Origin of the sequence: Nocardia sp. NPDC127579 (assembly GCF_042672005.1) — a bacterium.
Taxonomy (GTDB): domain Bacteria; phylum Actinomycetota; class Actinomycetes; order Mycobacteriales; family Mycobacteriaceae; genus Nocardia.
Map to the genome: position 1 here is coordinate 1,515,953 of NZ_JBHXVZ010000001.1, position 21,194 is coordinate 1,537,146.

General features: G+C 67.7%; 20 protein-coding genes. 9 read left to right on the forward strand and 11 right to left on the reverse strand.

The features are described 5' to 3' along the window. Positions 1 to 21 precede the first annotated feature (21 nt). The 5 genes from ACFVMC_RS06520 to ACFVMC_RS06540 form a co-directional block, all read right to left on the reverse strand. Positions 22 to 852, reverse strand: a complete 831-nt coding sequence (locus ACFVMC_RS06520) for a hypothetical protein (protein ID WP_379207431.1) — start codon at positions 850 to 852, stop codon at positions 22 to 24. Between the two features lie 262 nt (positions 853 to 1,114). Next, positions 1,115 to 1,402, reverse strand: coding sequence for a hypothetical protein (locus ACFVMC_RS06525; RefSeq protein WP_379207432.1), 288 nt, complete (start codon positions 1,400 to 1,402; stop codon positions 1,115 to 1,117). Positions 1,403 to 1,593: 191 nt separating this feature from the next. Continuing rightward, positions 1,594 to 2,538, reverse strand: coding sequence for an alpha/beta fold hydrolase (locus ACFVMC_RS06530; RefSeq protein WP_379207434.1), 945 nt, complete (start codon positions 2,536 to 2,538; stop codon positions 1,594 to 1,596). A 309-nt stretch (positions 2,539 to 2,847) separates the two neighbouring features. After that, positions 2,848 to 4,791, reverse strand: a complete 1,944-nt coding sequence (locus ACFVMC_RS06535; RefSeq protein WP_379207435.1) for an acyl-CoA dehydrogenase family protein — start codon at positions 4,789 to 4,791, stop codon at positions 2,848 to 2,850. A 128-nt stretch (positions 4,792 to 4,919) separates the two neighbouring features. Then, entirely contained in the window at positions 4,920 to 6,101 is a 1,182-nt protein-coding gene (locus ACFVMC_RS06540; protein WP_379207437.1) for an AAA family ATPase, read from the reverse strand. A gap of 111 nt (positions 6,102 to 6,212) precedes the next feature. Between ACFVMC_RS06540 and ACFVMC_RS06545 the strand changes: the two genes are divergently transcribed. The 4 genes from ACFVMC_RS06545 (at position 6,213) to ACFVMC_RS06560 (ending at position 8,832) form a co-directional block, all read left to right on the forward strand. Next, positions 6,213 to 6,476, forward strand: coding sequence for a hypothetical protein (locus ACFVMC_RS06545; RefSeq protein ID WP_379207439.1), 264 nt, complete (start codon positions 6,213 to 6,215; stop codon positions 6,474 to 6,476). 348 nt (positions 6,477 to 6,824) lie between these two features. After that, positions 6,825 to 7,391 (forward strand): C40 family peptidase, encoded by a 567-nt coding sequence (locus ACFVMC_RS06550; protein ID WP_379207867.1) that lies wholly within the window; start codon positions 6,825 to 6,827, stop codon positions 7,389 to 7,391. Between the two features lie 10 nt (positions 7,392 to 7,401). Then, positions 7,402 to 7,797 carry an RNA-binding S4 domain-containing protein gene (locus tag ACFVMC_RS06555; protein ID WP_379207440.1) on the forward strand — a complete coding sequence of 132 codons (396 nt, stop codon included), beginning with the start codon at positions 7,402 to 7,404 and terminating at the stop codon, positions 7,795 to 7,797. A gap of 63 nt (positions 7,798 to 7,860) precedes the next feature. Beyond that, complete coding sequence (locus ACFVMC_RS06560; protein ID WP_379207442.1) at positions 7,861 to 8,832, forward strand: MBL fold metallo-hydrolase; 972 nt, start codon at positions 7,861 to 7,863, stop codon at positions 8,830 to 8,832. 96 nt (positions 8,833 to 8,928) lie between these two features. On the opposite strand, the gene ACFVMC_RS06565 is transcribed toward ACFVMC_RS06560, so the two are convergent. Next, positions 8,929 to 10,020: an RNA ligase (ATP) gene (locus ACFVMC_RS06565; RefSeq protein ID WP_379207444.1), complete on the reverse strand. Its 1,092-nt coding sequence runs from the start codon at positions 10,018 to 10,020 to the stop codon at positions 8,929 to 8,931. 87 nt (positions 10,021 to 10,107) lie between these two features. After that, the gene (locus tag ACFVMC_RS06570; RefSeq protein WP_379207446.1) at positions 10,108 to 11,079 is read right to left on the reverse strand and encodes an NAD(P)H-dependent flavin oxidoreductase; all 972 of its coding nucleotides are present in this window, start codon (positions 11,077 to 11,079) and stop codon (positions 10,108 to 10,110) included. Between the two features lie 171 nt (positions 11,080 to 11,250). On the opposite strand from ACFVMC_RS06570, the gene fadD5 reads away from it, so the two are divergent. Then, the gene (gene fadD5 / locus ACFVMC_RS06575) at positions 11,251 to 12,822 is read left to right on the forward strand and encodes a fatty-acid--CoA ligase FadD5 (RefSeq protein ID WP_379207447.1); all 1,572 of its coding nucleotides are present in this window, start codon (positions 11,251 to 11,253) and stop codon (positions 12,820 to 12,822) included. 39 nt (positions 12,823 to 12,861) lie between these two features. Continuing rightward, positions 12,862 to 13,473 carry a cysteine hydrolase gene (locus ACFVMC_RS06580; RefSeq protein WP_379207449.1) on the forward strand — a complete coding sequence of 204 codons (612 nt, stop codon included), beginning with the start codon at positions 12,862 to 12,864 and terminating at the stop codon, positions 13,471 to 13,473. A gap of 27 nt (positions 13,474 to 13,500) precedes the next feature. Here ACFVMC_RS06580 and ACFVMC_RS06585 read toward each other — a convergent pair whose 3' ends face one another. Continuing rightward, entirely contained in the window at positions 13,501 to 14,085 is a 585-nt protein-coding gene (locus ACFVMC_RS06585; RefSeq protein WP_379207451.1) for a TetR/AcrR family transcriptional regulator, read from the reverse strand. Positions 14,086 to 14,189: 104 nt separating this feature from the next. Here ACFVMC_RS06585 and ACFVMC_RS06590 point away from each other — a divergent pair, with 104 nt between their 5' ends. Beyond that, entirely contained in the window at positions 14,190 to 14,867 is a 678-nt protein-coding gene (locus ACFVMC_RS06590; RefSeq protein ID WP_379207453.1) for a class I SAM-dependent methyltransferase, read from the forward strand. A gap of 13 nt (positions 14,868 to 14,880) precedes the next feature. On the opposite strand, the gene ACFVMC_RS06595 is transcribed toward ACFVMC_RS06590, so the two are convergent. Beyond that, positions 14,881 to 15,807, reverse strand: coding sequence for a DMT family transporter (locus ACFVMC_RS06595; protein WP_379207455.1), 927 nt, complete (start codon positions 15,805 to 15,807; stop codon positions 14,881 to 14,883). 161 nt (positions 15,808 to 15,968) lie between these two features. Beyond that, positions 15,969 to 16,232 carry a hypothetical protein gene (locus tag ACFVMC_RS06600; RefSeq protein WP_379207456.1) on the reverse strand — a complete coding sequence of 88 codons (264 nt, stop codon included), beginning with the start codon at positions 16,230 to 16,232 and terminating at the stop codon, positions 15,969 to 15,971. Between the two features lie 183 nt (positions 16,233 to 16,415). On the opposite strand from ACFVMC_RS06600, the gene ACFVMC_RS06605 reads away from it, so the two are divergent. Next, a complete protein-coding gene (locus ACFVMC_RS06605) occupies positions 16,416 to 17,714 on the forward strand; it encodes a helix-turn-helix domain-containing protein (protein WP_379207458.1) in 1,299 nt (432 codons plus the stop codon). On the opposite strand, the gene ACFVMC_RS06610 is transcribed toward ACFVMC_RS06605, so the two are convergent. After that, positions 17,711 to 20,077, reverse strand: a complete 2,367-nt coding sequence (locus ACFVMC_RS06610) for a lysylphosphatidylglycerol synthase domain-containing protein (RefSeq protein ID WP_379207460.1) — start codon at positions 20,075 to 20,077, stop codon at positions 17,711 to 17,713. The genes ACFVMC_RS06605 and ACFVMC_RS06610 overlap by 4 nt on opposite strands. 255 nt (positions 20,078 to 20,332) lie before the next feature. On the opposite strand from ACFVMC_RS06610, the gene ACFVMC_RS06615 reads away from it, so the two are divergent. Beyond that, positions 20,333 to 21,184 (forward strand): SDR family NAD(P)-dependent oxidoreductase, encoded by an 852-nt coding sequence (locus tag ACFVMC_RS06615; protein WP_379207461.1) that lies wholly within the window; start codon positions 20,333 to 20,335, stop codon positions 21,182 to 21,184. The last annotated feature ends 10 nt before the right edge of the window (positions 21,185 to 21,194 follow it).

The window sequence follows — 21,194 nt, forward strand, 5'->3', positions numbered from 1 at the left end:
ACTCCTGGGGTCTAGGCAGATTCAGTTGATGAACCGCAGGTCGGAGATGGTGCCGCTGGCCACCAGCATGACGTAGAAGTCGGTGAGCACCAGGGTGAACAGGGTGATCCAGGCCAGCTGCATGTGCCGGGTGTTGAGTGTGGAGACCTGGGTCCAGAACCAGTACCGCACGGGATGCGCGGAGAAGTGCTTGAGCCGCCCGCCGGCGATGTGGCGGCAGGAGTGGCAGGACAGCGTGTAGGCCCAGAGCAGGATCACGTTGCCCAGCAGCACGATATTGCCGAGCCCGAAGCCGAACCCGCCGCCCTTACCGTGGAAGGCGGTGATGGCGTCATAGGTGTTGATCAGCGAGACCAGCACGGCCACATAGAAGAAGTAGCGGTGCACGTTCTGGATGATCAGCGGCAGCCGGGTTTCGCCGGTGTACTTGGCGTGCGGTTCGGCCACGGCGCAGGCCGGCGGGGAGAACCAGACCGCGCGGTAGTACGCCTTGCGGTAGTAGTAGCAGGTCAGCCGGAAGCCGAGCAGGAACGGCAGCACCAGGAAGCCGAGCGGCAGGATCGCCGGGATGTGCCCGAACCAGGCGCCGAAGTGGCGGGCGCCCTCGACGCAGTCGGTGCTGACGCAGGGGGAGTAGAACGGCGTCAGGTAGTGGTAGTCCTCAACCCAATAGGCCGTTCGCACATAGGATCTCACCGTCGCGTAGATGATGAACGCGCTCAGGCCGAGCACCGTGAGCAGCGGTGGGATCCACCACTTGTCGGTGCGCAGGGTGCGCTCGGAGATCCGGGCCCGGGTCCGGCTGAAGACGCCGGGGCCTGATTCGGGAGTGGTTGTCGGTGCGGCACTCACAGCTGGATGCCTCGCTCTGCTGTGCTGAGGTCGAATGTGATGCTGAGCACCATACGACACGTCCGCTATCGCTCGAGCGGGGTCCTGGCAAACCTGACCCATATGATTTGCGCCACAACTGATCTTGTGCAGGTATGACAAATCCGGCAATCGACCGGATTTCGAACCTGTTCGAACACAGGGGAATTCGGCGATCAGGGCGCTTCCAGCACTGTCGCCCCGGCCGTAGCGCGCCGGGACGACAGTGTTGAACGCGGATCGGTTACTTGGTGCGCGGCCGCGAGTGGAAGCCGAGCCCCTCGTCCTGCGCACCCATCCACGCCGCTTCGTCGGACTTGCTGTCCGGGACGTAGATGGTCTGCTGCGGGCGCGGGTTGACCTCCGGCGGCGGCGCTTGCTCGAAGTCCTCGGCGTCGATGACGAGGCGTTCGAGATCGTTCTCCAGGCGGCGCACGGTGTTGGCGTCGCCGTAGTGCGAACGCAGTGCGCTGATCGATTGCCGGAGCTGGCCCACCGCGTAGCGGAGTTCCGCGATATCGCTGCGTGTCATCGTTTCCTCCTGTGTTCGCTGGCGGGTCGTTGCTGACGACGGGGCTTATCAGCCCTGTGACCCACCACACATCGTGATCTACAACACAGTACGTGACGATTTCCGATCTGGCTCGTCCGATCGAGAATCCTGGGTGATTGCCCGAGTGTTGCGGGTCGGCGATTGGTTCGGGTCATAGCTTCGGCCGAGGGCTAACCGGCGGCCGCCAGCTCCGGATCCGGGCCCGGCTCGGCGAGGGTCGCGCACACCCGGTTGACCAGCGCGACGATCTGCAACGCCACCTCCTCGGCCCGCTCCAGGATGACGCTGTGTCCCGCGCCCGGCACCGGAACCAGCTCGGAGCCGCTGAGCTGGGCGGCCAGCACCACCGAGTGCACGAACGGAACCATGATGTCCTGGGTGCCGGCCAGTACCAGGGCCGGAATCGTCCCGAGCCGGTGCAGCGACGCGGTCTCGTCGAACGCGATGAGCGAACCCAGGAAGCTCGACATGGTGAGCAGCGGCGTGTCGTTCAACATGGCGGTCGCCACCGCGACGACCCGCGGATTCACCTTCCGGGTGCCGAACTGCGCCTCCCGGATGATCGGTTCGAAGATCCGCCGGGAGAGCCGCTTCGAGGCCTGCATCACCCGCGGTGCGCGCAGCACCGCGGTCTGTAGCGAGCTGACCGCGTAGCGGTGCAGGAATCGGCCCAGGCCGACCTCGTTGAGTCCGTTGGCGGCGCCCGCGATCAGGCCGACGCCGAGCACTCGGGTGCCGATCGCCTCGGGAAACAAGCGGGCATAGGCCAAGCACACCATCGCGCCCATCGAGTGCCCGACCAGGACCACGGGCCCGGTCGGGGCGAGCGCCCGCAGCACGGCGTCGAGGTCGTGCGCGAGCTGGTCGATGGTGTAGGTCGAGGGGTCCGCTACCCCGGATTCGCCGTGGCCGCGGTGATCGTAGAAGACCATCCGGGTATCGGCGTCCCAGTGACTCAGCAACTGGTCGCGCAGGAACGACCAGGAATCGATGCGCAGGCAGTGTCCGTGGACGAACACCACGGTGAGCGGTGCGGTTTCGACGCCGAAGGTGCGGACCGCGATCGGGACTCCGTCATCGGCCGCTACGACGACACGGGCGAAGGGGGTGGACATGGGATCTCCTGTGGCGCGTCGTCCCAGTGGAGCTTTTGCCCGGTTGTCGATATAGATTGCCGGGTCGTTAGCCCGGCATACCTGCCGTTATGTACGTGTTGCGCAACCGACGCGGTAGATCGACATCGGATCGACCAGCAGATTCCGGTCGATCGGGAACATCTGTCTATCAACGTATCTCGGCGATGCTGTAGATAGCCCTAGATTTTGCGAGACAGTCCGACTAAGGCCCCGACCTGAAGGTCGGGGCCTTATATCGTCAGTATTCAGTTGTCTAGGAAATATCCGATATAGACGGATATTTCTCTGTCATGTCGACGGCCTGGTCGACGGCAGGAACGGATCGAGCAGATTCGGCTCGGTGGACGCGCCCAGCTGCCACTCCGCGATCCACGGCCCGGTGCCCTCGCTCGGATCGAAGACCCCGCCTTCCAGCCAGGTGTAGCGCCCGTCGAGCACGCCGCGGGCGACCGCGCGATCGTCATCGTCGGTGTTGTCCCACAGCGCGGCGAACAGCCTGCGCACCCGCACCCGCGACTGCCCGCAGAAGGCATCGGCCAGCTCCGCTGCCGCCGGACCCTCGGGTGCGTCGCGCAACGCCTGCGCCCGCACCACCGCGGCCGCCATGGCGAACAGCTCGGCGCCGATATCGACGATGCGGCCCAGGAAGTTCTGCCGGTACTCCAGCCCCGCCTGCCAGCGGCCCATGGCGTACATCAGCGAGCGGGCCTGCTTGCGCGAGTTCCGTTCGATGAAGCGCAGATGCTTGGCCAGCGTGCCGAATTCGCCGTAGGTCGCCGGGACGGTCCCGGCGCCGACGGCCAGCTGCGGGAACCACTTGGCGTAGAAGCCGGTCGCTCCGACGGCGGCCTTGGCCTTGTCCTTGAACTCGGCGTTGCGATCCACCAGCGCGCCCGCGGCCGACATGTGCGCGTCGGCCATCTCGCGCGCGACCAGCAGCCGCATGATCTCGCTCGACCCCTCGAAGATGCGATTGATCCGCAGATCGCGCAGCAGCTGCTCGGCCGCGACGGCGCGTTCACCGCGTGCGGCCAGGGAGGCGGCCGTCTCGTAGCCGCGGCCGCCGCGGATCTGTACCAGCTCGTCGGCGATGGCGCAGCTCATCTCGCTGGCCCACAGCTTGGCCAGCGCCGCCTCGATCCGAATGTCGTTGCGCCCCTCGTCGCACATGGTGGCCGAGAGGTCAAGGGCGGCTTCCAGGGCGTAGGTGGTGGCCGCGATGAACGAGATCTTCTCGCCGACCGCGGCGTGCTCGCCGACCGGGCGGCCCCACTGCACGCGGGCGGCGCTCCACTCCCGGGCGATCTTCAGCGACCATTTCGCCGATGCCGTGCAGAGCGCGGGAATCGCCAGGCGACCGGCGTTGAGGGTGGTGAGCGCGATCTTCAGGCCCTCACCCTCGCGGCCGATCAGATTGCGCTTGGGCACACGCACGTTGTGCATTCGGGTGACGCCGTTCTCGATTCCGCGCAGCCCCATGAACGCGTTGCGGCGCTCCACGGTGATGCCGGGGGAGTCGGCTTCCACCACGAACGCGGAGATGCCGCCGCGATGGCCCTCGCTCTTGGGCACCCGCGCCATCACCACCAGCAGTTCCGCGACCACGCCGTTGGTGGTCCACAGCTTGACCCCGTTGAGCTCGTAGGCTTCGCCGTCCTCGGTCGGGGTCGCGGTGCTGGCCATGCGGGCGGGATCCGAGCCGACGTCGGGTTCGGTGAGCAGGAAGGCGCTGACCGCGCCGGCGGCGCAGCGGGGCAGGAACTCGGCCTTCTGCTCGGGGGTGCCCGCCAGCTTGAGCGGTTCGGGTACGCCGATGGACTGGTGTGCCGACAGCAGCACGCCGAGGCTGGCGTGCGCGGAGCCGACCAGCATCAGCGCGCGGTTGTAGCCGACCTGCGAGAGCCCCTGTCCGCCATAGGATTGCGGGATCTTGAGGCCGAAGCAGCCGAGTTCGGCCAGCCCTTTGACGACCTCGTCGGGTATGCGGGCCGCGGCCTCGATGGCCGCGCCGTCGATGCTCTCGCAGAACGGGCGCAGCCGATTCAGGTAGGCCTCGGTGCGTGCGGCGTCCTCGGCGTCGGGTTGCGGGTAGGGGTGGATGAGGTCGAGCCGGAAGCGTCCGAGGAACATCTCCTTCGCGAACGACGGTTTGGCCCAGCTGGTTTCGCGGGATTCCTCGACGAGCGCGCGGGCCTGTTCTTCGGTGGCGTCGACTTTGGCGGTGGTCGCCATGATGTCCTCCTTCGGAGGTGATCAGCGTCACATCCGAGTGTAGGAACAATGGTTACCCGCCGGTAGGCGTTTGCCCGAGAATTCTAACGATCTCTAATGATCTTGTTAGACAAGCGAATACGTGGTTATCACACGCTGCGCAGATAGCGCCCGAAGTGCGGCACGGTGAAACCGATGGTGCCGCGCTCGGCCGAATAGATCAGGCCCTTCTTGATCAGGCCGTCCCGGGCGGGAGACAGCGAAGCGGGCTTGCGGCCCAGCTCCTGCGCCACCGCCGCAGTCGCGACCGGGCCGTCGTCGCCGGCCAGATCGGCCATGGCGCGCATGTATTCGCGTTCGGCCGGTGTCGCGCGCTCATAGCGTGACCCGAAGAAACCCACGGCCAACTCCTCCTCCGCGGCGGGCGCGGCCACCGCGACATCCTCGGCGGTGATCGGGCTCTCCGGCGCCTGATCCCAGGCGGCCTTGCCGTAGGCCTGCACGAAGTACGGGTATCCGTCGGCGCGCTGGTACAGCGCGTCCAGCGCCTCGTCGGTGAACTTCACGTCCTCGCGCCGCGCGGGCGCGATCAACGCCTGATCCGCGGATTCCCGGTCCAGCCGGTCGATTCGGTGATAACTGAACAAGCGCTCCGAATAGCTCTTGGACGCCGAGAGCACCGCGGGCAGATGCGGCAGTCCCGCGCCCACCACGATCAACGGCGCGGCATCCTGGCTCAATTCGTGGCAGGCGCCGCAGATCGCGGAGACATCGGCCGGGCCGAGATCCTGCATCTCGTCGATGAAGACGGCGATGCCGACGCCGATATCGCTGGCCAGCGCCGCCGCCTCCTTGAGCAGCTCGACCAGATCGATCTCGATGTCGCCGGAATCGGCGCGGCCGGAGATCGCGGGCACGTCGATGCCGGGCTGCCAGCGTTCCCGCATGCCCTTGTCGGCGGTGGAACGCAGCGCGAAAGCCTTGAGGATGCCCAGGAAGTCGTCGACCCGCTCGGGATTGCGGTGCGCCATGGCGATCGCGCGGGCGGCCATGTGCAGTGCGGAGGACAGCGGCCGGCGCAGTTCCTGATCCGGCCGGGCCTCGATCTTGCCGGTACCCCAGCCCCGGCTGATGGCCGCGGAGCGAAGCTGGTTGAGCAGCACCGTCTTCCCGACGCCGCGCAGACCGGTGAGCATGACGCTGCGTTCCGGGCGGCCGCGGGCGATGCGTTCCAGCACGATGTCGAACGCGGTGAGTTGTTTGTCGCGCCCGGCTAGTTCGGGCGGGCGCTGACCGGCTCCGGGAGCATACGGATTCCGCACGGGGTCCATACCCTGACACCGTAGCGCTTGACGCCCGTATTCTCTGGGCCGATCTACGAACTCTCCTAGACGCGTCTATTTTGTCCTTGCGAACGCGCCGGAAATCCCTACTCTGAGGCGGTGTCCGAGGAATCAGCAACCCATTCCACCGCCGATGTCGTCCAGTCCTGGCGTATCCCGGCGGGGGCGACGCAGGCCGAATTGATCCGCTCCAACATTCTGGAGGCGATCGCGCAGGGGTTGAACGATCCCCAGCTGGTCGCGGATCTGGCGGTCGGCCCACTGGTGATGGAACTGGGCAAACTCGAGGTCGGCCTGGCCGACGCGCGCCGGCGGATCGCCGAGCTCGAACGCGCGCTGGCCGAGCGGGATTCTCGGTACTGAGCTCCGGGCGCGCCAGTTCGGTAACGCCTGCGCGCGCGTGGCGATATCGAGTCGTAACCCCGTGTCGCATTTCTCGCGACCCGCTTCATGCTGGGGTTTTGCTGTCGCACAAGAACATGCGGCGCTGTGCGCTGGACAACACTCGATCGGCACCGTAATCTCTTCGTGACTTAGTGGAGTCTGTCGCTTCGTAAGAGAAGCGGCGCCACGAAGTCACCACGGATCGGTCGTCGGGGCTGAGAAGTCCCCGGTCGGTGGTGGAGCATGAAACGGAGACTCAGCTCGGTGGGTAGACACAGCTTGCAGCGGGAATCTCGCTTGCCGAATTCCGTCAAGGGCGCCATCGTCATGGGCGCCATCGCGACAACCGGTGCGATGCCTGCCATCCAGGCGCAGGCCGCGACGATCAATGTCCCCGGCTTGGGCGACTTCGACGTCCCCGTGCCGCAGGAATTCGAGGCGCAGGCCCAAGACCTCGGAAAGCAGCTGGGCCAGGCGCTTGCCGCCACCCCGGCGATTCCGCAGGCCGCGCCGAACGTCGGCCTCGGCTTCTTCGAAGCCGCTCCGACCAGCGCCGCCGATATCGCGCTGGACGCCGCCAAGACCAAGGTCGGCGCCGCGTACTCGTGGGGCGCGTCGGGCCCGTACAACTTCGACTGCTCGGGTCTGGTCCAGTGGGCCTACAAGCAGGCCGGAATCGAACTGCCCCGCACCAGCTTCGAGCAGTCGCACGTCGGCGCTCCGGTGGCCTTCCAGAACTTGCAGGCGGGTGACATCGTCATCACCAACGGCGGTGGCCACGTCGGCATCTACGCCGGCGACGGCAAGCTGCTGAACGCCGTCCAGTCCGGTACCCCGGTGTCCTACACCCAGCTGGACCCCGAGGACGTCGTCACCGCGCGTCGCGTCGTCTAATTTCGTAGGGGTGGCGCCCATCGAACGAATCGCTCCCGTCCAGGCCCGCGTCGACGCGTGGACCTGGGCGGTTCGCCTTTTCAAGACCCGCTCCGCGGCAGCCGAAGCCTGCCGGGGCGGGCACGTCCGGGTCAACGGCGCTACCGCAAAACCCGCGCAGACGGTGAAGCTGGGCGATGAGATCCGTATCCGCGGAGCCGGTCTCGAACGCATCGTGATCGTGGAGCGGATCGTCACCAAACGCGTCGGCGCTCCCATCGCCGCCCAGTGCCTGATCGACCGCAGCCCGCCGCCGCCACCGAAGGAGCTCCTCGCGAGCATGCCGGTGCGAGACCGCGGCTCGGGCCGGCCCACCAAACGAGAACGGCGCGAAACCGATCGCCTGCTCGGCCGCGCCGACCAGTGACGTCGAACGGCGGGGTTTGCGGCGCACTTTCCGGATTCGCCGTGATCATTTAGCGTTGCAGGCGTGTCAGATTCCCATGGGTTCGCTGCCCGCGCCGAGCAGACGCCGACCCTGTCGACCGTGCTGCGCTGCTGTGCGGCGGTGGCCGCGACGCCCGCTCGGCTGGTGCGCCCGCGCCGAGCGGATCGAGGGTTGCTGGCGGGCCTGACCGTGCTGGATCCGCCCTCGGCCCGCACCACCGTGCAGCTCACGGTGATCCGCCAGGGCGATATGGCGGCACCGAAAACCATTGTGGCCGAAGGTGTCCGGAGTCTGCGCTCGCTGCCGCTGACCATGGCGGCGTTTCTGGTCGAGCATCCGAAGGGCCGGTTCCTGGTCGATCCGGCGCTGTGCTCGAAGGTGCACGATCGGGTGCTGCCGGAGCTGCCGTTCCCGATTCCGCTGCTGGTGGCGCCGCACAAGCCGGTGCTCGGGCTGGCCGACGCGCTGGCCGCGCGCGGATTGGCCGGTGGCGATCTCGATTTCGTGATCCCGACACACCTGCACTGGGATCACGTATCCGGCCTGCTCGAGCTGCCCACTTCGATGCCGATCAGACTGCCCAGGGCCGAACATGAGTGGGCAATGAGCGGTGCACACGCCCCGATCGGTGTGGCACGCGGCCCGCTGCGCGACCGCGCCTTCGATCTGTTCGACCTCGACGGCCCGCCGGTGCTCACCTTTCCGCGCAGCCGCGATCTCTTCGGTGACGGTTCGGTGCTACTGGTGGATCTGGCCGGGCACACACCGGGCAGCATCGGCGTGCTGCTCGCGGTCGACGACGGCAGCCGAGTGCTGCTGGCCGGTGATGCGGTGTGGAGCAAACTCCAGATCGACCTGCTGCGCGAAAAGGCGCCCATGCCGGGCCAGATCTTCGACACCGACCGCGACGCGGCGTTCACCACCGTCCACCGGCTGCACGCCCTGCCGCCCGGCATCGAGATCATCGCCGGCCACGACCACGCCGCCATCACCGCCCGCGCCGCCCGGAACTAGCGCGGCCGCACGCGCAGCCGCGGCGATCGGTCCTGCGTCTCGGACGGCGAGAGTGCCACCCAGCAGGTCGAGGCCCACCGCGCCCGCGGCTCGGACTCACTCGTACTCGGTACCGCCGTCCCGCAGCAGGTAGGCGTTGGACACGATCTTGCCGATCGCCCGTCCACCGAGCACGGGCGCGTATCGCTCGGTGGCGGGCCGCACCACCAGGCCCTCCCGGATATTGGCCGCGGTTCCGGTGACGGTCTCGCGTCCCTCGGCGAGTTCGAGCAGGGCCGCCGCGTCGTAGGGGCCCTCGTACAGGACCGGCACGCGCGGCAGCGTGATGCCGAGATCGGCCAGCACCGCGCCGATTTCGGCATGGTCGAGCCAGCGCACCGGCTCGGGGGCCGGGTCGATCACGATGTCGAACAGCGCGTAGCCCAGCGTGTCATCGTGTCCGGCGGCGGCGCCGTAGTGCAGGTCCTGCACACCCTGGCCGAACACCTCGCCGAAGAACCCGACCCGCGCGAGATCCAGTGCGGCACTGAGTTTGCGGGCCGCCTCGGCCAGACCGTGGTGGTTGACCGCACGCCAGTACAGATTCCGCTCGTCCGATACCAGCGCCAGCGACTGCCCGCCGACGCCCTTGGAGGACACCTGAACCCGGTCACCGTCGCGCAGATAGGTCATCAGGCAGGCGGTGCCGTGGATCTTCTCGGTAGCCACCACCGGCTCGCCCGGTTCGAAGATCTCCGGGTAGCGTTTGATGTTCTCCACGTCGATCCACCGGAGCAGGTCCGGCGCGGACTCCACCTGCCCGGACATCGAGGTCGGGATCGGGGGCGCCCACTTGGTGATGCCGAGCGTCTCGGCGAAATCGGTCCGCTCGGCCTGCGCCTGTGCCAGGTCGACCTCGGCCAGCGCCGCCGGACGGCACACGATGCCCTGGGACACTTCCCCGCGCAGCCGGACGATCTTCACCCGATTGTGCTGCGACCCGGCCAATTTCCCGGTCAGGCCGAGCTCCTCGATCAGTGGTTCCGGCAGGACCGCCTGTTCCGGGATGTAGAGCGCGTAGTCGCCGGTCGTGAATTGACCCTTGGCGACCACGGCACGGTACAGCCCGACCTGGGCCAGCTCGAGCCGGTCGGCGTTCGGGTGCGGGTGGACAACCAGCTTTTCGGCGGTTACGGACAACGTTGACATGGGCATCCCCTCCAGAAGACCGGGTCAGCGTACGTCCACCGCACCGCCGGGGTCGACGGAATTTCCGTCACCCCGGCGGTTTTCGGCTCAGGCGACCAGGTCGGCCAGGCGCGCCTTGATCAGCGCCTCGGCCTCGGTGACCATGCGCTCGATCAGCTCCGCACAGGTGGGGATGTCGTGGATCAGGCCCTGGGCCAGGCCCGCCGACCAGATGCCCGCGTCCAGATCGCCCTCCTCGAAGACGCGGCGGCCGCGCGCACCGGCGACCAGTTCCCGCACATCCTCGAAGGTGCCGCCGGCCTTCTCGATCTCGACCACCTTGCGGCTGATCTCGTTGTCCGCGACGCGCGCGGTATTGCGCATGGTGCGGAAGATGAGCTGGGTGTCGAGTTCGCTGTTGGCGACGATTTGTTCCTTGACCTTCTGATCGATCGAGGACTCCTGGGTGCACAGGAAGCGGGTGCCCATATTGACGCCGTCCGCGCCGAGCGCGAGCGCGGCGACCAGGCCGCGGGCGTCGGCGATGCCGCCGGAGGCGACCATGGGGATGTCCAGCGCGCGGGCGGCGGCCGGGATCAGGATCAGGCCGGGGATGTCGTCCTCGCCGGGATGTCCGGCGCATTCGAAGCCGTCGATGCTGACGCCGTCGACGCCGATCTTCTGCGCCTTGAGCGCGTGCCGGACGCTGGTGCACTTGTGCAGCACCTTGATTCCGGCTTCGCGGTAGTAGGGCAGGAACGGTTCGGGGTTGCTGCCGGCCGTTTCGACGATCTTGACGCCGCTGTCGATGATGGCCTGTACGTATTCGGCGTACGGCGGCGGGTTGATCGACGGCAGGATGGTGACGTTCACGCCGAACGGCTGGTCGGTGAGTTCTCGGGTGCGCGCGATCTCCTTGCGCAGGTCCTCGGGCGTGGGCTGGGTGAGCGCGGTGATGAAGCCGAGGCCGCCCGCGTTGGCGACGGCGGCGACGAGTTCGGCGCGCCCGACCCACATCATCCCGCCCTGCACGATCGGGTGCTTCACCCCGAAGGTCTCGGTGAACCTGGTACGCAGCATCGTGCTTCTCCTGTGTCTCTGCTCGTCCGTCGCCTAGATGGTGACATGACAGTCACGTCGTATACAAGAAGTAAGTGAACGGTGACTCGCCTGCAAACAGGCGATTACCTCGGATTCGGGCACATGAATTCGCTCTTGCTGCTCAATTAAGTTAGTTGTTATTCTCGTCTCATGATGAATGGTGCCCAAGCGCTCGACGAACCGATCCGGTCGCGGCGCAACCACTGGAACAACCAGATCGCAGCGCACGCGCTGATGCGTCCCGACGCGGTCGCGCTGCGGTTCCGGGGCCGGGACACCACCTGGGCCCAGCTGCACGAGCGGTCCGGGAAGTTCGCCGATGCGCTGGCCCGCCGCGGCGTCGGATTCGGCGACAGGGTGCTGCTGCTCGCGCTGAACTACCCCGAATATCTGGAGGCGGTGTTCGGCATCAACGCGCTCGGCGCCATCGCGGTGCCGGTGAACTTCCGGCTCACCCCACCAGAGGTCGCCTACATCGTCGGCGACAGCGGCGCCAAGGCCATCGTCACCGACACGGTGTTGCAGCCGCTGGCCACCGCGGTGCGGGCGCAGGCGCCGGCGCTCGAGACCTGCGTCGTCATCAACGGCACCTCGGGTGAGGGCGTGCTCGGCTACGACGAACTGCTCGCCGAGGGCGGCGAGCCGCACAGCCCGCTCGACATCCCCGAGGACACCCCCAGCCTGATCATGTACACCTCGGGCACCACCGGCAGTCCCAAGGGCGCGGTGCTCTCGCACGCGAACATGAACGCCCAGGCGCTCACGTGTATCCGGGCCTTGGAGATCACACCCGATTCGGTCGGTTTCTGCACCTCGCCGCTGTTCCACATCGCCGGACTGGGCAGTCTCGCACCGTATTTCATGCTCGGCGGGAAGACTGTGCTGCATCCGCTCGGCGCCTTCGACGCGACCGAGTACCTGGACGCGGTGGAACGCGAGGGCGCCACCACCGCGTTCTGCGTGCCCGCGCAGTGGCAGCTGATCTGCGACGAGCCGACCGTCAAACAGCGCAAGCTGGCGTTGAAGATGCTCAGCTGGGGCGCGGCTCCGGCCTCGGACACCGTGCTGCGGGCCATGGCGGACTGCTTCCCGGATGCCCAGAATGTCGCGGTGTTCGGGCAGACCGAGATGTCGCCGATCACCTGTGTGCTGGAGGGCAAGGACGCGATCGCCAAGCTCGGCTCGGTCGGCAAGCCCATCCCCACCATTCAGGCCCGCGTGGTCGACGACGAGATGAACGACGTCGCGCCCGGCGAGATCGGCGAGATCGTCTATCGCGGACCGACGCTCATGGCGGGCTACTGGAACAAGCCCGAGGCCACCGCGGAGGCTTTCGCGGGTGGCTGGTTCCACTCCGGCGATCTGGTGCGCCAGGACGAGGACGGCTTCGTCTACGTGGTCGACCGCAAGAAGGACATGATCATCTCCGGCGGTGAGAACATCTACTGCGCCGAGGTGGAGAATGTGCTGTTCGCGCATCCGGCGATCCGCGAGGCCGCGGTGATCGGGCGCGCGCACGAGAAGTGGGGCGAGGTGCCGGTCGCGGTGGTCGCGCTCACCGATCCGAACGCACAGCTCACCATCGCGGAGCTGGAGCCGTTCCTCAACGAGAACCTGGCCCGCTACAAGCATCCCAAGGATCTGGTCGTGGTGGCCGAGCTGCCCCGCAATGCCAGCGGCAAGGTCGTGAAAGTGCAGTTGCGCAAAGATTATTCGTCATGAATCCAGGCGCAACCGGCGCGGATGCTTCATGATCGGCCTATGGCTACTCCCCGCGTCCGCGCCGCAGTGCTCGGACTGCACTGGCAGGTGAATGTGATTCGGCCCGAAGGGTTCTTCGGGCCGATGCTGGCGGCTCCGGTCGCGCGCAGCGGCGTGGTGCGCCGGGCGGCGGGCTTTCACGCCGGTGCGCTCGACGCCGGGGTGCCGGTGGTGTTCACCCGGTTCACCGTGCCGATCGGCGAGGGGGAACTGGTGCGCAACACCGGGTTCATGCGCTCGGTCGCGGCCGGGCAGACCGATTTCCGTCCGGGATCGCCCGGGGCGCAGACGATTCCGGAGATGGCCGGGCGGTACACGGTGGCCTTCGACAATCAGAAGCTGTCCGGGCTGGCGTCGAGCCCGGCTGTCGAGTGGCTGCGGGAACGCGAGATCGACACCCTGTTCCTGACCGGCGTGGCCACCAATCTGACGGTCGAGCAGACCGCCCGGCACGGCACCGATCTCGGGTTCACCGTGCACGTCGTCACCGACTGCGTCACCGCCGCCACGCCGGAGGCGCACGCCGCCGCGCTGGCGAATCTGGAGTTGGTGACCGCGGGCAATATCACCGCGGTGGTGGCCCAGGAGCTGTTGCGCCGCGACGCGGTGTGAGAGCCAACTGCCCGGCCGACCCGGATATCAGGGCTGGCGGGCCCGCAGGCCCGGACCGGCCAGCTGATTCAAACGGCGGTAGGCGACGCGGGGATGGGTCGGCGGATCCGCCTGCGCGATCCCACCGAGCAGGCCGACCACGCCCCAGGAGAGGAAGGTGACCGTGGCGGCCAGTTCGTCCTCGTCCAGATCGAGGCGATCCGCCAGACGCTCGGTCAGGATCTTGCCCAGCACAGCCTGATAGGCGCGCAGCATCTCGCCGCTGCTCTTGCGGCCCAGCCACGCCCGGTACACGTCGGAGTATTCGGCGGCGAGGCTGAACAGGGTGTACATCGGTGCCAGCGGTTCGGAATCCGGCGGCGACCAACCCTGTGGCGCCGCACCGGGTTCCGGCGCATCCAGGGCGGATCGCAGGAATTCGGTGCTGCTCACCACGAGCAGGTCGTCCTTGTCCCGGAAGTGCGCGTAGAAGGTGGAGCGGCCGACGTCGGCGCGTTCCAGGATGTCGCGCACCGTGATCCGGTCGTAGCCACGCTCGATCATCAACTCGACCAGGGCCTGGTGCAATTGCTGCCTGGTGCGGCGTACCCGGCGATCCGCTGTGTCACTCATATCATCACCCGGTCCCGGACAATACCGGACCATTTGTTCGGTATCGAACGGTATATCCGGTTTTGTTCCTGGTTCCGCGCGCCGCCTCCGCCGACCATGGAGCCATGACCGAAACCAGCACGAACCCCACCGACGAGATCGGTATCCTGCTCACCAATCCGCGCGCCTATCTGGTCTTCCGGCAGGCATTCATGGTCGGCCGCGGCAGCGCCCTGAACCGGAGGCTGACCGCCCTCAGCGGCGTCGGCCCCGGCGACCGCGTCGCCGATATCGGTTGCGGCCCCGGAGATCTGCTTCGGAACCTGGCCGAACGCGCGGGTGTCACGGGAACGGCGACCGGCATCGATCCGTCCCCGGAAATGCTGCGCTACGCGCGCGAGCACTCCGCGCACCTGCCTCGATGCGCCTTCGAACTCGCTCCGGCACAGCAGCTTCCGCTCGCCGACGCCAGCGTCGACGTACTTACCTGCACCTTCGTCATGCACCACATTCCCCAGGCGCGGCGTCCGGACGCCTTCGCCGAGATGTTCCGCGTGCTACGCCCCGGCGGTCGCCTGCTGCTGGCCGACACCCACCCGCACGGCCGCATCGTGTCCACCCTGATCCGCGCCATGTCCCGCTCCGCCGCGCGCCAGACCGACGACCACGCCGCCCACACCGACCCGCTTGCCGCCATCGATATCCGCCGCTACCGAGACCTGCTGCGCACAACCGGGTTCCACGACGTCGAATTCAGCACCGCGCGCCCGGTGACCGGCGTCCTGCGCGCGACCAAGCCCTAGTCGAGCCGAAAGCTCAGGTCCGCTGCGAGGGCACGGGTTCTCGGTCGACCGGCGCGGGCAGCGTGGTCGGTGGTGGCGGCGAGGCGACGGATGGCGAATCGGGCTGCCCACCGGCGATATTGAGACGCACGGCGCAGGCGACGATCACGATGCCGCCGACGATGCCGCCGACCGTCGGCATCTGCTGGTAGCACAACCAGCCGAGCAGCAACCCCCACACACATTCCAGGGTCAGCAGGTTGCCGCCGTGTACCGGATCGACGTGCTCGAAGGCGTAGTTGATCAGGAACACGTTCATGACATTGAGAATTCCGGCGACCGCGATCGCCGCCCACAGGGTGGTCGGTGCGTCCGTCGCCGAAACGTCGGGCAGGCCATCCCCGCTGAACACCGACCAGAGCGCGACCGCGACAGCGCCGAAACCCACTGTCAACGCGGTGATCTCGTAGTTGTTCAGGCTGTCGTCATGCCATTCCCGGCCGATGTAACTCACCGCGAGGGCGACCATGGCCACCAGCGCGAGTAGCTCACCACGGTCCCAGGACAGGGCGAGCGGGCCGGTGCCCGAGGCCGTCAGGATCGCGACCCCGGCGGCCGACCCGGCGACACAGAGGACGCGAGTGGGCGTGATGCGCACCTTCCGGAGCAGCAGTCCCAACGCGGGTACGAGCGGGAGCGCCGCGATGAACGAGACGTCACTGATCGGAGCCAAGGTCGCGGCCTTGGAGAACAGCGAGGTTCCGACGAGATACAGCAGGACGGCGCGAATGACGATCACCCGCCACTCGCGGCCCGTGATGGTCAGAATCACGCGCCAGCGGATCCAGCGGCCGAACGCGACAACGGCGATCAGAAAAGCCACCGCGGTACGCAGATAAACCTGCTGTGCGATCGTGAATCCATTGTCCATGTTCAGGAATCGCGCAAATACCGTGAGCATCGCGAACGAGGCTGTGAGTACTAGGAATGCGCCGACTCCGCGCAGGTCGGTGCGCATGCTGACCCGTCCGGGAAGAGTGTTGTCGATGCGCTCCAGCCTACAGCCGGACCCGCCGTCCCAATGCGAAACCACGGGCCGGTCGCCGACACCGGCGAATACCCTCATCGCGGCGCCTGGGATTCCTCGGCGCTGTCACCGCACCGGCAGCGCCGCCCGCGGGCCAGCCAGGCCACCAGCAGCGTCGCGGCCGCCAGTACGGCGAGGCCGGTGAGATTCATGCTGGCCACGCAGGTGGCGAAGCCGGCCAGGGCGGCCGCCACCGTCGTCAGGGCCGGTGCGCTCCGGGTCCAGTGGGCTGCCTCTCGGTGCGCGCAGCCCCGGTGCCGAGCCGGGCCGATCGTCGGTACAAATCGCTGGTGTCTCATGGCGAAAGCGTGAGATCCGCGCAACCGCCCGCGCCAGCAGTTTCTCCCGAATGCACGCAGAGCGCGCAAACCGGCGGAATATCGCGGTCGGCACGCACGGCGGCGAGCTATCTTCGGAGCACTGGCACAAAACATTTCGTGCCAGCCCGATCAGCGGGACAGCACCAGCCGGCTGGAGATGTTGTGAGCGGTCAGCACAGCATCGCGTGCGGACGACGAATCGTACGCGAGCTCGAACAAGGCGGTGGATCGAAATGGCAGGCAGCCCAGGCGATCCGCGCACACTGCGGAGTTTCGCTGCTACGCGCGCACCGCGTCGCGCACAAACTCACGCTCAGCGAGGTGGCGCGGCAGCTACAGGATCTGCTGGCCGAGCGCGGAGCCGCCGGGGCGGGACTGTCGCATCAGAGCGTCTCTCGCTGGGAGACCGGATCGGACATGCCGTCGTATCAGTTTCTGGACGCCCTGTGCCAGCTGTACCGCACGCGCCCGGACCGGCTCGGCTTCGGTAACGACTACTCCGATCGGCGCTACCCGGTGCGGGTACGGCTCGTGAATCCCGCGTGCGCCGCACCGGCATTCGATGCGGCCGGTGCGCGGAATCGGTCATCGATGGCGGAGGCGCTCCAGTCGCTGGAAGAGGGCCTGGACCTCAGTGGGTACCTGGTCTATGTGCTGCCCCCGTCGGAATTCATCCCGGCACGGATGCGGGATCTCGCTCAGGTGCAGCAGCTGATCCTGAGCGACCCGGGTACCGAGACACAGCGCAGATTGCGACGGGTCGAGGCGATCCTCGCCGGGCTGATCGCCTTCCGGCTCAATGACATCGCCGATATTCACGACACCTTCATGTGGGCGCACAAATCCCGGCGCGCCGCGCGCCAGTCCGGGTATCCCGGCGTGGAAGCCTGGCTGCTCGGGCATCTGGCCCACGGTCACGAATGCTATCGGCACGCGCTCGACCGTGGTCTGAGCATGGCTCGCACAGCGCAGGCCGTGAGCGGGACGGCACCGAATCCCGGACGGGTGTTCGGGCTGCTCGCCGAAGGCGGAATCCAGGCCCGCGTCGGCAGATCCCGGGAAGCCCTGGACGCCATCACCACCGCCGAGCGACTGTTCGATGTCCTGCCGGTGACCGATCGAACCGACAACAATCTCGGCACCTCCGAGTACATCCTGCGCTGGCATCAGTCGCACGCGCTGAGTTCGATGGACGATTGGCGCGGGGCCGAGGAGATTCGCAAGCGCATGCTGGAACTGCCGATGGCGGCCAAGGACGAGGTGGGACGCGCGCTGCTCGATCTGGACCTGGCGGCCTCGCTACAGCGGCGCGGCGAATCCGAGCAGGCGTCGGCGCTGATCCGCGATGTCTGGCACGCGTTGCCGGCCGAATTGCGCGCGGGTCAGGTGCGCCGGAACGTCGCGCAGTTGGTGACCGGATTCTCGGCGACCGTGCGCGACACCATCTTCGAGCCGAACTAGATCAGGTTGCGTGCGGTCATCCAGCGCATGGTGGGCCAGCCGCAGAAGACCGGGAGCCAGCAGGTCAGGACGCGGTAGAGCAGGACGGCGGGAACGGAGACGGTCGGAGGGAGGACGAAGGCGAGTCCGCCGATCAGGGCGGCTTCGACCGCGCCGACGCCGCCCGGGGTGGGCGCGGCGGAGGCGAGTGTGCCGCCGACCATCGTGACGATCGTGACAGTGACGAAATTGGCGCCGCCGCCGAACGCTTGCACGCTGGCCCACAGCGCGCCCGCCATGCCCAGGGTGATGGCCGTGGAACCGAGGATGATGATGGCGAAGCGTTTCGGGTCGCGGGCCAGATCGCCCAGTTCGCCGAGCACCTCCTGCAATTGCGGGCGGATCGAATTGTTCAGCCAGCGCCGCAGTTTCGGCACGAACATGAAGGTGCCGAGCACGCCGACGCCCACACCGGCGGCCAGATACAGCACGGTGGCGTCGGGCACGAAGTGCGACAGGTCCGCCGATCTGCCCGCCACCACGCTGAACAGCAGCAGTAGCGAGAGATGCGTGATCACCTGGACGGCCTGCTGCAACGCCACCGCGGCGGTGGCCCGCACCGCCCCGAGACCGCTCTTCTGCAGGAACCGCACACTCAGCGCGAGACCGCCGACCCGGGCGGGTGTAGTGGTGGCGGCGAAGGTGTTGGCGATCTGCATGATCACCAGATTCGGGAACGAGGCCAGCCCCGACGCGCACGCCCAGAGCGCGGCGGCGGCGCCGACATAGGTCAGCAGCGAGACTCCGAGCCCGAGCAGCGCCCACCACCAGTTCGCGGTCCGCAACTGGGTGAAGAAGGTCGGGACCTGGCTGATGAACGGATACGCGACGTAGACCAGGCCGATCAGCAGCGCCAGCTGAATGACCTGCTTACGGCTGAACCGGGTGATCTGGTCGGCTTCGAGTTTGTCCGTGCCGGTCTGCTCGCGGACCTCGTCGCGGGTCCCGGCGACCACGGATTTCCAGTCGGCGACCGATTTGCGGATCCCGGAGGGCATGGCGGACTTGGTGAGTCGCGGCGAGGCCGCCAGCACCGGCTGTTCGCCGAGTGCGTCGATGGCCGTGCGCACGGCCGCTTTCTTGCCGAAGATGGCCGAGGTCAGCACCAGCAGCTGCGCGATATCGGATTTCCGCTGCACCTCCGAGGCCCCGAATTCGGCATTGCCGAAACCACTGAACCGGGTGACATCGTCGTCGCCGAGCCGGATCTCCTCCGGCCGTAGATCGCCGTGCGCGACCTGAGCGCCGTGCAGTTCCGCCAGCGAGTTCCACACCCCGGGTAGATCCGCGGCCGCCACCTGGCTCAGGGGTCTGCCGCGCGGGCGGGTGTGCGCATAGAGCATCCAGCCGCGATCGAGGGCGGCCACGGCGACGGCGTCCTGCGCGGCCAGCCCGATCTCGCCCACCGCGATGGTCATGAGCGCGCGATGCTCGACCGCGCGATGCAGCGAACCGTGCATGGCCGCGGTCTCGCCGCGCCGGAAGGTCAACCAGCGGAACAGCATGCGCAGGGCGCCGTGACTGCGCTGATCCTTGCCGTACAGCTCGACGTTCACCTCGTCGTCTTCGGTGGCGGCGGCGAGCACCAGCGGGCCCGGCCCGGCGGGGCGCACCACCCGGATCCCGGTGACGGTGTAGCCGCGTTTGCCCAGCACCCGGACCGCGGCGTCGAGCGGCACCTCCAGGGCGGGCGTGCCGACCAGCCAGACGATGACCGCGCCGACCAGCCAGCCGACCGCGAGGCCGAGCATGGCCCGGGCCGGGACGACGGTCGAGACCGCCAGGTGGATCGGCGCGAACAGCAGTAGCAGAATCCACCACCAGCGCCGCGGTTTGCGCGGCAGCCAGGGACTGGACACGGTGAGCACCGCGGCCAGCATGGCGATCCAGCGCGGGTCGTCGAGGAACTGGGACAGGAAGGTGTCCAGCCGGTCGGGAACCTGTAGATGCCACTGTGGCGCCGACAGACCGGTGCCGGTGATCGAGAGCAGCAGTCCGGCCAGCAGCGCCGCGGCCGCGTATCCGGCCAGCAGCTTCCACTGTCTGCCGATGATCAGCTCGACCAGAATCGCGAACGGCAGGATCAGGATGAGCACGCCGTAGACCAGGTACACCAGATTCGACTGGTCCGGGGTGAGGAAGCCGACGATATCGGAGACCGAACTCTCCAGGGCCAGCCATTCCGGGCGGGTGATCACCGAGGCGGCGATGATGATCGCGAGCCAGGACGCCGCCAGTGCGACGCGAACCATGTCGGTGGTCCGCCGGGTCAGCGGTTGCAGCAGGCTGCCCGTGACCGGGATCTCCCGCCCGTCGACTCGCATGTCGTATCGGCACTTTCGGTCGGTGGAAGCTGCACGGCGCCATAGGGTGACGGGCCACCCCGGGTGAGTATGCAGCAGCCCGCCGGGACGTTCGGCGCCAACACGCCGATGTCCCGCGCGTGATCAGCCTGCCAGAGACGCCCGGATCGGTCGCAGCCCGGGAGACATTGTGGGCTCGAGTGGGGGTACGCGTGCTTGAAGAACTCGCCCGTTCGGCCCACGATCAGGGAGGGCGGGTGATTCAGGGAGGAAGTTATGGCAGTGCAGGACCAGGACTTACAGGGCCGGACCATCGTCGTCACCGGCGCCAGCAGCGGGATCGGCGCGGTCGGTGCGGCCCGTCTGGCCGCGCGCGGCGCGACGGTGGCGGTGGTCGGACGCGATCCGGAGCGGACCGCGCGGGTGGCGGAGGAGATCGGGGCGGCGCATTTCCTCGCGGACTTCGGCCGCCTGGACGACGTGCGAAAGCTGGCCGATCAGTTGCTGGGGCGTTTTCCCCAGATCGACGTGCTGGTCAATAATGCGGGCGGGTCGTGGCCGGATCGCGCGGTCACCGTGGACGGCAATGAGCGCACCTTCCAGGTCAACCATCTGGGCGGCTTCCTGCTGACCGGGTTGCTGCTGGATCGACTACGCCAGGCGCCGCGGGCACGAGTCATCAACACCTCGAGCCTGACCTACCGGACCGCGAAACTGAACCTGGATACCGTGAACGCGCCGTCCGGGTCGTTCTCCATGCTCGGCGCCTACGCCGCGACCAAGCTGGCCAATATCGTGTTCACCCGCGAGCTGGTGCGGCGCACCGGTCTGGTCAGCGCCGCCTTCCATCCGGGCGCCGTGGCCACCAATGTCTACGACAACATCCCGTTCGGGATCGGCGCGTTCATCCGGTCCCCGCTGGCGCGGCCGTTCTTCATCCGCCCGGCGCAGGGCGCCGAGCCGCTGGTGCACCTGGCCGCGACGCGGGATGTCGAGGCGATCGACGGCAAGTACTTCCACCGGTTCAAGGAGGAGTCGCCGAGTGTCAAGCAGGCGGTGGACCCGGTATTCGCCGCGCAGCTGTGGGAGCTGTCCGAGCAGCTGACCGGGGTGAGCTACCAGCGGTGAGCGGTGCGCC